At 66.6% G+C, this 11,435-nt stretch carries 12 protein-coding genes and 1 pseudogene; 6 read left to right on the forward strand and 7 right to left on the reverse strand.

The window, feature by feature from the left end:
* Nucleotides 1-208 precede the first annotated feature (208 nt).
* The 5 genes from WBF82_RS02205 to WBF82_RS02225 form a co-directional block, all read right to left on the reverse strand.
* Entirely contained in the window at nucleotides 209-601 is a 393-nt protein-coding gene (locus tag WBF82_RS02205) for a hypothetical protein (RefSeq protein WP_424381465.1), read from the reverse strand.
* Between the two features lie 74 nt (nucleotides 602-675).
* Complete coding sequence (locus WBF82_RS02210; protein WP_424381466.1) at nucleotides 676-1,422, reverse strand: adenosylcobinamide-GDP ribazoletransferase; 747 nt, start codon at nucleotides 1,420-1,422, stop codon at nucleotides 676-678.
* Nucleotides 1,419-2,465, reverse strand: a complete 1,047-nt coding sequence (gene cobT / locus WBF82_RS02215) for a nicotinate-nucleotide--dimethylbenzimidazole phosphoribosyltransferase (RefSeq protein WP_424381467.1) — start codon at nucleotides 2,463-2,465, stop codon at nucleotides 1,419-1,421. The genes WBF82_RS02210 and cobT overlap by 4 nt, the downstream gene beginning before the upstream one ends.
* The gene (locus WBF82_RS02220) at nucleotides 2,465-3,001 is read right to left on the reverse strand and encodes a bifunctional adenosylcobinamide kinase/adenosylcobinamide-phosphate guanylyltransferase (protein ID WP_424381468.1); all 537 of its coding nucleotides are present in this window, start codon (nucleotides 2,999-3,001) and stop codon (nucleotides 2,465-2,467) included. The genes cobT and WBF82_RS02220 overlap by 1 nt, the downstream gene beginning before the upstream one ends.
* A 6-nt stretch (nucleotides 3,002-3,007) precedes the next feature.
* Complete coding sequence (locus WBF82_RS02225; protein ID WP_424381469.1) at nucleotides 3,008-3,682, reverse strand: DUF3043 domain-containing protein; 675 nt, start codon at nucleotides 3,680-3,682, stop codon at nucleotides 3,008-3,010.
* A gap of 99 nt (nucleotides 3,683-3,781) precedes the next feature.
* Here WBF82_RS02225 and WBF82_RS02230 point away from each other — a divergent pair, with 99 nt between their 5' ends.
* Together WBF82_RS02230 and WBF82_RS02235 are read left to right on the forward strand one after the other, a co-directional pair.
* On the forward strand, nucleotides 3,782-4,858 hold the full coding sequence (locus WBF82_RS02230; RefSeq protein ID WP_424381474.1) for a glycerate kinase: 1,077 nt from the start codon (nucleotides 3,782-3,784) through the stop codon (nucleotides 4,856-4,858).
* 94 nt (nucleotides 4,859-4,952) lie between these two features.
* Nucleotides 4,953-5,309 (forward strand): iron-sulfur cluster assembly accessory protein, encoded by a 357-nt coding sequence (locus WBF82_RS02235; protein ID WP_424080051.1) that lies wholly within the window; start codon nucleotides 4,953-4,955, stop codon nucleotides 5,307-5,309.
* An 8-nt stretch (nucleotides 5,310-5,317) separates the two neighbouring features.
* Here WBF82_RS02235 and WBF82_RS02240 read toward each other — a convergent pair whose 3' ends face one another.
* A complete protein-coding gene (locus WBF82_RS02240) occupies nucleotides 5,318-5,989 on the reverse strand; it encodes a hypothetical protein (protein WP_424381470.1) in 672 nt (223 codons plus the stop codon).
* Nucleotides 5,990-6,121: 132 nt separating this feature from the next.
* On the opposite strand from WBF82_RS02240, the gene WBF82_RS02245 reads away from it, so the two are divergent.
* Nucleotides 6,122-7,096: a carbohydrate kinase family protein gene (locus WBF82_RS02245; protein WP_424381475.1), complete on the forward strand. Its 975-nt coding sequence runs from the start codon at nucleotides 6,122-6,124 to the stop codon at nucleotides 7,094-7,096.
* Nucleotides 7,097-7,149: 53 nt separating this feature from the next.
* Here WBF82_RS02245 and asnB read toward each other — a convergent pair whose 3' ends face one another.
* Nucleotides 7,150-9,111 carry an asparagine synthase (glutamine-hydrolyzing) gene (gene asnB, locus WBF82_RS02250; protein ID WP_424381471.1) on the reverse strand — a complete coding sequence of 654 codons (1,962 nt, stop codon included), beginning with the start codon at nucleotides 9,109-9,111 and terminating at the stop codon, nucleotides 7,150-7,152.
* Nucleotides 9,112-9,280: 169 nt separating this feature from the next.
* Between asnB and WBF82_RS02255 the strand changes: the two genes are divergently transcribed.
* From WBF82_RS02255 to WBF82_RS02265, 3 genes and pseudogenes are all read left to right on the forward strand, one after another.
* Nucleotides 9,281-10,336: a cytochrome c oxidase subunit II gene (locus WBF82_RS02255; protein ID WP_424381472.1), complete on the forward strand. Its 1,056-nt coding sequence runs from the start codon at nucleotides 9,281-9,283 to the stop codon at nucleotides 10,334-10,336.
* Between the two features lie 7 nt (nucleotides 10,337-10,343).
* Nucleotides 10,344-10,763 carry a cytochrome c oxidase subunit 4 gene (locus tag WBF82_RS02260; protein ID WP_424381473.1) on the forward strand — a complete coding sequence of 140 codons (420 nt, stop codon included), beginning with the start codon at nucleotides 10,344-10,346 and terminating at the stop codon, nucleotides 10,761-10,763.
* Between the two features lie 195 nt (nucleotides 10,764-10,958).
* Nucleotides 10,959-11,435: pseudogene (locus WBF82_RS02265) on the forward strand (MmpS family transport accessory protein); the annotation flags it as partial.

Consider the following 11,435-nt stretch of genomic DNA (forward strand, 5'->3'; position numbering starts at 1 on the left):
CGATCGCGCTGACCATGGATCGGGTTTCGTCGTCGATTCCAACGACGGCGGTGACCGACGTGGCGAGGTTGGCCCGCAGTCGGTCCACCTGCGATCGAAACAACGCGATCACCACACCGGCGAGGCCAAAGAAAATCGCAGCCAGCGCCGTGAGCCGCGCAACCCATAAACCGTCCGGGGTGGGGCTCGGGCAGACGTGCCCGCCCAGCTAGAAATCGCTGACGCCGCCTTTGACTAAGGAGACCGTCCAGATCAGCGGCTGGAAGAAGACGGGATGCGTCGCGTCGTGACAGTTCCAATACGAGCTGAAGCCGAGCACCGCACCTGTCGCGGCCAGGCCGGCAACGACCGCGACCGGCACATTGCCCGACCGGCGGGCACTGCGCGAACGAAAGCTCAACACGCACAGCGCGCCCAGTACAGCGGACACGATCGCGATCGTCGTTGCCGATCCAGTCCGGCCGAACCACCTCAACCAGATCGGCAACTTGTCGGCCGTGGAGGGATGCGCCGCCAGGATGCACAGCCAACCGAGGAGCACCAGAGCAACCGTTAAAAGCGCGATTTGCAACGTGCGGGAAGGTGCGACGGTGCGTTGCATTCGACCTTCCCTCCTGCTTGAGCCGCAATAAAGATGATGGCACTGAAATGCGGGCCGCGGCGGATAACAGATTTTCAGCTGTGCATGGCAGCAAATGCCGCCACGATTACCGCGGTTACTGTCGTCGTCAATTCGATTGCGGCGCCTAGAACGTCGCCGCTGATGCCGCCGAACCGACGCACACATTGCGCGACCAGCAGTGTCGCGCAGCACAGCCCCACCAGCACCGCCGCCGGTCCCTGCCATGGCTGCCGACCTGCCGCTACGGCGGCGGCGAGCAGCACAATGACCCACGCCGCGATCACCGGCGTGGATTGGGTTCCGGCGACTCGGGCGCCCAGCGCGCTGCCCTCTGCCGCCGACAGCGAACGGTGGCAGGCCAGCACCGCCGCTACCCGGCCGGCGGCAACGGTCACCACGATCGCCGCACCGCTCAGCGCCGAAAATGCCAGACCCTGCAGCATGATCACCAACGCCACGCTGGCCACCCCGAACGGCCCGGTGGACCCGTCGCGCATCACCTGCAGCGCGCGTTCCGGTGGCCCGTAGCAGCCCAGCCCGTCGGCGGTATCTGCCACGCCGTCGATGTGCAGGCCGCGGGTCGCCGCCAGCAGGGCAGCCACTGCCAGCAGGCCGGTCAGTGGGCTGCCCGAGCCGAACGCCAGCGCGCTTGCCCATGTCACGGCCGCGGCCAGCGCTCCGAGCACAACGCCGACGACCGGCAGCGCGGTCATCGCACCGCTGCCCAGCGGCCGCTGCGATGTGCCGGGCACCGGGACGACGGTCTCGAACGCGAAAGCTGTTGCCAGCGACCTGATCACGGTTGGGAAGCGCGGTTGGAGACGTTGGCACTGGCAAAGCTGGCCATCGATGTCAACGCGGCCACCGCGGCTCGTAATACCGGCAGCGCCACCGCCGCGCCGGTACCTTCACCCAGCCGCATTCTGAGGTCGACGATCGGATCCAGTCCCAGCTGGGCCAAGGCCAGCGCGTGCGCCGGCTCGGTTGAAAGGTGACCAGCCTGCCACCACAGCCGCGCGCCCGGAGCCAGGCGCTCGGCGATCAGAGCCGCAGCCGTCACCGCCATGCCATCGAGCAACAAAGGCGTACGCCGGATGGCGGCCTGCGCACAGAAGCCGGCCAGCCCCGCCAGATCAGCGCCGCCGCAACGCGCCAGCAGCGCCACTGGATCGGACAACACCGGCTCGGCCCGGAACATCGCATCGCGCACCGCCGCGGTTTTGCGGGCCCAGCCGGCGTCATCTATCCCGGTGCCGTAACCGACGGCGGCGACCGGTTCGATGCCCGTCAGAGCCGCGGTCAGAACTGTTGCAGGAGTCGTGTTTCCGATGCCCATGTCTCCCGCGATGAGAAGGTCGGCTCCGGCGTCGACCTCTTGATCGGCGATCTGGCGGCCGGCCTCGATCGCGTCGAGGGCCTCCTGGTGGGTCAGCGCATCCTCTTTCGTGATGTCGCCGCTGGCGCGCCGCACCTTATGTGCACCGATCTGTGGCGAGGGCGGGTCGGCGTCGACGGCCAGGTCGGCGACGCGCACCGTTGCTCCGGCGACGTCAGCCAGCGCGTTGATCGCAGCGCCACCAGCAACGATATTGGCGACCATCTGACCGGTGACCTCCGGCGGGTAAGCCGACACCCCTGAGCGCGCAACGCCATGATCACCGGCGAACACCACCACCCTGGCGCGTTCGAATTGTTTTGGCGGGCAAAGGCCTTGACACGAAGCAACCCAAACCGACAGGTCCTCGAGCCGTCCCAGCGCGCCCGTTGGCTTGGTCAGCGTGTCCTGGCGGGCACGGGCCGCCGCGGCGGCGGCGGTATCGGGCGGCACTACCGGCGGAAACATCAGACCATCCTCGACGGCTTGATTTGCAACGGCTGCCCGGCGACCATCAGCACCACTCGATCGCACAAGGCGGCCAGCCGCTGATTGAGCGCGCCCAACTCGTCGGTGAACCGGCGGCCGGATACCGTCGCCGCCACGATGGTCAGTCCCACCTCGTGGCTGACCAGGACCAGCGGCGAACTGAACGAGGCCGCCGCCGCGAGCATCTCGTCGATGTCCGCCGAGACCGAGCCGTCCTCCCATCCGCGGCGATCCAGTGCCGCGGTCAACCAGCCGCAGACATCATCGACGAGGGTGGGCGCCGCTGGTTGCCGGCGCAATTGTGTCGCGATGTCGTCGCTTTCCACCGTTGACCAATGTTGAGGCCTGCGCTCGCGGTGCACGGCGATCCGTCGCAACCATGCTGGGTCGCTGTCGGTCACCGAACCGGTCGCCAGGTACCGCACCGGCTCGGTCGGTCCCGCCGATCCGGCGATGGCCGTCTCCGCCCAGCGGGATTTGCCCGATTTGATCCCGCCGAGCACCAGGGTCCGCACGTCAGATCAAGCGACTTTGGCGCCGTGCTTGACTTGCGGCCGAGGCGCTCTCATGCGGCGCATCTGGGAAGCCCGACTGGCGGCGTAAAGACCTAGCTTCCAACGGCTTTCGGTGTCGTTCGGAAACTTTTCGTCGACCCGCCTGGCGACCTTGCGGCCCAGGATGATCCCGTCGAGCGCCATGACCGCCATCAGCGCCGTCATCGCATACGACATGTAACCCTGGCTCAGTTGAGGGCGAGCGAACATGACGAACAGCAAGGCCAGCGCCGAAGGCATGAACAACCCGAGCACGTTGCGGCGGGCGTCCACCACGTCGCGGACGAACCGGCGAACCGGGCCCTGATCGCGCGTCAGCAGGTAGCGCTCGTCGCCGGCCATCATGCGGTCTCGCCGCTCCGACATCTGCGCGCGCCGAGCCGCACTGCTGGCCCGGCGTTCCTCACGGCTGAGCTTGGGCCCCTTCAATGACTTTCGTCGGGCGCGGGCCTCGGCGGCGGTCATCGGCGCCGGAGCGATCGGCCCCTTGCGCCGGGCGACCGCGTCGCGGCGGGGAGTGGGGCGGCCCTTGGGGGCGGTTGTTTGCGCACCACGGGAGGCAGCTTCCGCCTCCGCCGGTGTCTGGGCACCGCCGTCGTCGCTGGCGGCGTCGTCGTCTCTTTTCCGACCCAGCAGTTTCACGTTCGCCAGGTTACTTCGCAGGTGCACCTTTTCCGAGCGGCCCCTACGCTGGCTCCGATGAGCGGTATCGCTCCGGACGCCGCACTGGTGCCGTCGAGCCTGCGGGTGCTGGTCGCCCCCGATAGTTACGGTGACAGCTTGACCGCGGTCGAGGCCGCCGCCGCGATCGCGACGGGCTGGAACCGGTCGCGGCCCGACGATCAATTCACCATCGCGCCGCAATCCGACGGCGGCCCGGGCTTCGTCGACGTCCTGGCCAGACGGCTGGGGGAGCGCAGGCACCTCGAGGTATCCGGGCCGCTGGATGACGACGTGCTGGCCGAGTGGGTGCTGGACTCCGAGTGGGCGACGGCATACCTGGAATGCGCGCAGGCCTGTGGATTAGCCCGGCTGGGCGGCCCGCCGACACCGCAAACGGCGCTGTCGGCGCACAGCAGAGGAGTGGGCCAGCTCATCGCCGCGGCCCTGCAGGCTGGTGCCGCGCGGATTGTGGTCGGCTTGGGCGGCAGCGCCAGCACCGACGGCGGCCGTGGGCTCATCGACGAGCTGGGCGGGCTTGCCGCGGCCCGCCAGCGGCTCGCCGGTGTGGAGCTGATCGCCGCGTCGGACGTCGAATACCCGCTGCTGGGACCCTGGGGGGCCGCGTCGATATTCGGGCCACAGAAGGGCGCGGATCCCGACACCGTGGCAGTGCTCGAACAGCGGCTCACTGACTGGGCGGGTGAGCTGGACGCGGCCGCCGGGCGGCCGGTCAGCGCACAAGCAGGCGCAGGGGCGGCCGGAGGCATCGGAGCGGCGCTGCTCGCGCTGGGCGGCCGGTGCGAATCGGGTGCATCGATCATCGCCGAGCACACTGGCCTGGCCGATGACATTGCCGCCGCCGACCTGGTGATTACCGGTGAGGGCCGGTTCGACGACCAGTCGCTGCACGGCAAGGTGGTCGGTGCACTCGCCGAGGCGGCGCAGTCGCAGCAGGTGCCGATCGTGGTGATGGCTGGCCAGGTGGATCTCGACCAGCTGGCGTCGCGATCGGCGGGCATTCTGGCCGCCTACGCGATCGCCGATTACGCCGGTTCGGTACGGCTTGCCGTGGTCGATGCCGCCAACCAGCTGATGGGGCTGGCCTCTTTGGTGGCGGCGCGACTCGGGAATAGCGGCACAACAAGGTACCTTTGAAGAGGTGGGTTTTTCCGTGTCTTTTCCGAGGCGGAGAGCCCCATCCACATACCCAAGAACGATTCGGCCTTTGAGGCACGCATAGGGAGAAGCAATGACTGTTCAGGAAGAGTCAGCCGCCAAGACGCATGGCGCGATTTTGACCGACGCCGCGGCAGCCAAGGCGAAGTCACTGCTAGAGCAGGAGGGGCGTGACGACCTGGCGCTGCGCATCGCGGTCCAGCCCGGTGGATGCGCGGGTCTGCGATACAACTTGTTCTTCGACGACCGCTCGCTCGACGGTGACCTGACCGCGGATTTCGGTGGCGTGACGCTGACCGTCGACCGGATGAGCGCCCCCTACGTGCAGGGCGCCTCCATCGACTTCGTCGACACCATCGAGAAGCAGGGCTTTACCATCGACAACCCCAACGCCACCGGCTCGTGCGCCTGTGGTGACTCCTTCAACTGACGCCGTAGCTAGTAGCTGCCAGCCGTCCGCTGGACGTAGGAGCATACGAGCACTTTGTTGCGCTGGTTGAGCAGCTGCGCGATTCCCTGGATTTGTTCGTGGGCGGCGCCGCCGGAAGCGGGTGCGACGCGCATGCTGAACAGCACTTGGGCCTGGTAGTCCGACCAGTACACGATCTTGTCGATCGAGGTCACCTGCGCTTCGGTGAACTGTTTGCGGAACGCGTCGCTGGACAGTTTGGCCAACGCCTGATCGGATCGTCGGTCCCGCACGGCGTCGTAGATCCCGCATAGCGAGTTACGCGCGATCGTTTCGGTGTCGCGGTGCTCGAGCGCGTCCAGGTAGCCCTGGATCGCCGCTTTGGCCGTCGTGTCGGAGAATGCGCCCGACGTCGCCGGTCCGTGATGCGCACCGTGCACGATCGCCGCGACCAACGCGGCGATCAGGGCCACCGCGCCCACAGCGGCGAGGACCAGCCGTCGACCGCGGCGTTTCGGGTACGGGACGGGCGGTGGCAGCGGACCCGGATAGGCCGCCCCCGGCGGCGCCGCCTCTACCGGCTCGCCCACCGGCGGTCCGGCATAGGTGGGCTGGTCCGGGAGCGGCCGGCTGGGATGGGCCTCGGTGAACGGCGGTCCGTCGGCGCCGAGATGGTGGTTCGGCGAATACGGACCGGGCATAGGCAGCTCTCCTCGGGGTACCGGACTGGTTCTTCTTGGCAGGCTAGCGGCCGTCGGCCCGCGGTGCAGCGGCGCCCGCGACCGCAGGTACCCTTACCTAGGCGAACTTAGGAAATGAAGGGTGATTTCTTCGTGACGATTGCGGTGACCGGTTCTATTGCCACTGACCATCTGATGCGGTTTCCGGGCCGGTTCTCCGAGCACCTGCTGGCCGAGCATCTGCAGAAGGTGTCGTTGAGCTTCCTGGTGGACGACTTGGTGATTCATCGAGGGGGTGTAGCCGGCAACATCGCCTACGCGATCGGGGTGCTCGGAGGCGACGCCGCGTTGGTGGGAGCGGCCGGCGACGACTTCGACGATTACCGCAAGTGGCTGCAGTCGCACGGCGTCAACACCGACCACGTGCTGATCTCGGACACCGCGCACACCGCACGTTTCGTATGCACCACCGATCTCGACATGGCCCAGATCGCGTCGTTCTATCCGGGTGCGATGTCGCAGGCCCGCGACATCAAGCTCGCCGACGTCGTCGCATCGATCGGCAATCCCGACCTGGTCATCATCGGAGCCAACGACCCGGACGCGATGGTGGTGCACACCGAGGAGTGCCGCAAGCTCGGCTTGGCTTTCGCCGCCGACCCGTCGCAGCAGTTGCCCCGGTTGTCCGGCGACGAGATCAGCAAGCTCATCGACGGCGCCGCCTACCTGTTCACCAACGATTACGAGTGGGAGCTGTTGCTGAACAAGACCGGCTGGTCGGAAGCCGACGTGCTGAAGAAGGTGGACCTGCGGGTGACCACCCTCGGCGCCAAGGGCGTCGACATCGTGGACAGCGACGGCACCACCATTCACGTCGGTGTGGTGCCCGAAACCAGCCAGACGGACCCCACCGGCGTCGGCGATGCGTTCCGAGCCGGTTTCCTGACCGGGCGCAGCGGGGGACTCAGCCTCGAGCGTTCGGCACAGCTGGGTTCGCTGGTTGCCGTCCTGGTGCTGGAGTCCACCGGCACCCAGGAGTGGGACTGGGACCGCGAGGTTGCGAAGACTCGGTTAGCGGACGCCTACGGCGACGACGCTGCGGGCGAAATCGCCGCTGTACTGGCCTAGCTCTCTGTCCTTTTCGCGACATTTAACCGGCTGCGACGACACGCCGCTTGGGCTCACAGCTGCACCGGGTACTGCGGCTCGCTGATCTGCGGCAGCACACTGTGCTCGACGAAGATCGCGTGCCACAGCATGAAGATCAGCAGCGTCCACAGCCTGCGACTGTGATCTGTTGTGCCACAACGGTGTTCGTCGAGCATTCGGCGAACCGCCGACACGTCGATCAGATGGTCGGTTGCTGAAGCGTTCAGTATTTCATGGGCCCATTCGAGCAGCGGGCCGGCGCGCAGCCAGTGCCGGATAGGCACCGGGAAGCCCAGTTTCGGCCGGTTGAGTACGTGCGACGGAACAACGGGCTCCAACGCACGTCGCAGCGCGTATTTGGTTGTGGTGCGGGTGATCTTGGCCTGTACGGGTAGTCGGGATGCGACCGCGAACACCTCGGGATCCAGGAACGGCACCCGAAGCTCCAGCGAATTGGCCATCGTCATCTTGTCGGCCTTGACCAGAATGTCGCCGCGCAACCACGTGAATAGGTCGATGTGCTGCATGCGGGCCACCGGGTCCCAGTCCGCCGATTCCGCGTACAGCGGTGCGGTCACATCGGTGTGCGTCCAATCCGGCCGGAACCCGGGCAGCACCTCGCGCAGTTGCGCGTCGGAAAAACTTCGGGCATTGCCGTAATAGCGCTGCTGCAGCGTCAGCGATCCGCGGTGCAGCAGGCTCTTGCCGCGCATGCCCTCCGGCAACGGCTTGGACAACGTCCCCATCGACCGTCGCACCGGCCCGGGCAGATAGTCGAAAGGCTTGAGCGACAACGGCTCCCGGTAAATGGTGTAACCACCGAAAAGCTCGTCGGCTCCCTCCCCGGACAGCACTACCTTGACGTGCTTTCGCGCCTCGCGGGCGACGAAGAACAGCGGCACCAGAGCCGGGTCGGCCACCGGCTCGTCGAGATACCAAACGATTTCGGGTAAGGCGGCCACGAACTCGTCGGGCGCAACCACCTTAGCGATGTGCCGCGCACCGATTGCCTCCGCAGACGCGACCGCTACGTCGATCTCGGAGAATCCCTCACGCTCGAACCCGGTGGTGAACGTGATCAGCCGCGGGTTATGCCGGATGGCCAACGCCGCGATCGCCGTGGAGTCGATGCCACCCGACAGGAAGGCGCCGACGGTGACGTCGGCCCGCATGTGCTTGGCCACCGAGTCCTCCAGCACCGCGGTGATCTCGTCGTAGCGGGCCTGCTCGGTATCCCGGCTGATCGGGGTCGCGGCGAAGCGCGGCACGAAGTAGCGGACGGCCTCCGGGGCGGCCGTGCCGGGCCGAATCCGGGTGTAACAACCGGATTCGAGCCGGCGCACGCCGCGATGCAGGGTTTCGGGCTCGGGCACGTACTGCAACACCGTGTAGTGCTGAACCGCGCGGCGGTCGATCCCAGAAGCTCCAGCGTCGAACCCGACCACGTCGGCCAGATCGAGCAGGCATTTCTTTTCGCTGGCTACCGCGGTGCCACCGGTTCCGGTCGCCATGAACAGCGGTTTGATGCCGAAAGGGTCGCGGGCGCAGAATAATTCGCCGGCCACGTTGTCCCACAATGCGAACGCGAACATGCCGCGCAGCCGCTTCAGGGCTTCAGCGCCCCAAAAGTGGTAAGCAGCGACGATGGCCTCACCGTCACCGTCGGTGGCGAAGACGGCGTCGTGGCGCTCGGCGAGCTCGGCGCGCAGCTCCAGGTAGTTGTAGATCTCGCCGTTGAACACCAACTCATAGCGGCCCGGGCTTTCCGGCGGCCCCCAACGCAGCGGTTGATGCGAATGCGCGATGTCGATGATGGAGAGCCGGTTGAAACCGAACACGACGGTCCCCGCAGGATCGGCCCAGGTGCCCGGCTCGTCGGGTCCCCGGTGGCGCATCAGGTGCGATGCGCGTGCGACGGCGTCGGCCGTGCCAAGGGCCGTGCCCGGCGAGTCACCACCGGCCGCAGCGCTCACGAAGGCCAGCAGTCCACACATCGCGCCAAGTATGCCGCACCGCTAGAACCGGGGTTGCCGCAGGTCGCGGGCCAGCTGACGGGCCCGGGACATGCCCGGGGAGTCCGCCACGGCTTGGTTACTGCGCGTGGTCTACGCTGCGTAGTATTCGATTTCTGTCGGTCCAGCTTGTGATTCAGGAGGCGCCACGGTGACACCTCGCGAACCAGGCCGTGCTGCACCCTCGCGTCGGCTTCGGCTCGCCGTGCTGGCCGGCTTGCTCGGCATGCTTGCGGTCACGCTGAGCGGATGCAGTTGGGCGCAGGTCTTGGGCATGGGCTGGCCGAGGGGCATCACCCCGGAGGCCGACTACAACCGGCAGCTGTGGATCGGCGCAGTGATCGCCTCGCTGGTGGTCGGCGTCATCGTCTGGGGCCTGATGTTCTGGTCCGCTGCGTTTCACCGCCACAAGGTCACCGACACCGAATTGCCCCGCCAGTTCGGCTACAACATGCCGCTGGAGTTGGTGCTAACCGTCACGCCGTTTCTGATCATCTCGGTGCTGTTCTACTTCACCGTGGTGGTGCAGGAGAAGATGCTGCATCTAGCGTCTGACCCCGAGGTCGTCGTCGACGTCACGTCGTTCCAGTGGAACTGGAAGTTCGGTTACCAGAAGGTCAACTTCAAAGACGGCACCATCAAAAATTACGATGGCGCCGACCCGGCCCGTAAAGCGGCGATGGTCTCCAAGCCCGAGGGCAAAGACACGCGCGGTGAGGAACTCGTCGGCCCGATCCGAGGGCTCAACACCGAGGACCGCACCTACCTGAACTTCGACCGGGTCGAGACGGTAGGCACCAGCACCGAGATCCCGGTGCTGGTGTTGCCTGCGGGTAAGCGAATCGAATTCCAGTTGGCGTCCGCCGACGTCGTCCACGCGTTCTGGGTGCCGGAGTTCCTGTTCAAACGCGACGTGATGCCCGACCCGGAGGCCAACCACTCGGTCAACAAGTTCCAGGTCGCCGAAATCACCAGGACCGGTGCGTTTGTCGGCCGCTGCGCAGAGATGTGCGGCACGTATCACTCGATGATGAACTTCGAGGTCCGGGTGGTGCAGGCCAACGACTTCAAGGCCTACCTGGACCAGCGGATCGCCGGTAAGACCAATGCCCAGGCCTTGCAGGCGATCAACCAATCGCCGCTCGCGGTCACCACTCACCCGTTCGACACGCGCCGCGGCGAGCACGCGCCCCAAGCGAGTAAGTAGGAAGCCCATGCATATCGAAGCCAGGCTCTTCGAATTCGTGGCCGCGTTTTTCGTGTTCTGCGCGGTGCTCTACGGCATTCTGACCAGCTTGTTCGCCACCGGTGGAATCGAGTGGGCCGGCACGACCGCGCTCGCGCTGACCGGCGGGATGGCGATGATCGTGGCGACGTTTTTCCGCTTCGTGGCCCGCCGGCTCGATACCCGCCCGGAGGACTACGAGGGCGCCGAGATCAGCGACGGCGCAGGAGAACTGGGTTTTTTCAGCCCGCACAGCTGGTGGCCGATCCTGATCGCGCTATCGGGCTCGGTAGCCGCAGTCGGCATCGCGCTATGGCTGCCGTGGTTGATCGTCGCCGGGGTGGTGTTCATCCTGAGTTCGGCGGCCGGCCTGGTCTTCGAGTACTACCTTGGGCCCGAAAAGCACTAGTCACCTATGGCCTGGCTTCGTCCAAGGTCACAATCAGGGCATCAGTTCATCCGTGACTCATTCGCCGACAATGCCGTGCAGGTACCGGTTGGGTAGGGTTTCGCCAGGCACAATGAGAAACATCCGGGCGCGCGCTCAATCACCCAGCCCTGGTGCCGCGCGCCCCGGTGAAGTAGTCGAACAGGACAGGCAAACATGAGCGGGCCGAATCCACCAGGACCGGAGTCCGACGAACTGCACCCCGACGCCCCGCCCAGCCAACGCGAGAGCGAATCCGGCGAAGGGCTGACGGCCGACGGCGCCAAAGAGGGCAGCGACACGGCGCAGACCGATATTTATTCGCGGGCCTATTCGGCGCCGGAGTCCGAACACTTCAGCAGCGGCCCGTATGTGCCCGTCGACCTGGACCTCTACGACTACGAGAGCTACGACGAGCCAGCCGAGCAAGAATCCACGTCGGCGCGCTGGCCGTGGATCGTCGGCATCGCCGCTATCGTCGCAGCGGTCGCCTTGGTGGCGTCGGTATCGCTGCTGTTCGCTCGAACCGACACCAACAAGCTGGCGACGCCGAGCACCGCGCCCACGTCGACGCCGCCGATGCAGGACGAGATCATCGTCACCACACCGCCGCCGGCGCCGCCCTCGACCAGCCAGGCGCCGCCACCGCCACCC

Source organism: Mycobacterium sp. (assembly GCF_049673265.1).
Classification (GTDB): domain Bacteria; phylum Actinomycetota; class Actinomycetes; order Mycobacteriales; family Mycobacteriaceae; genus Mycobacterium.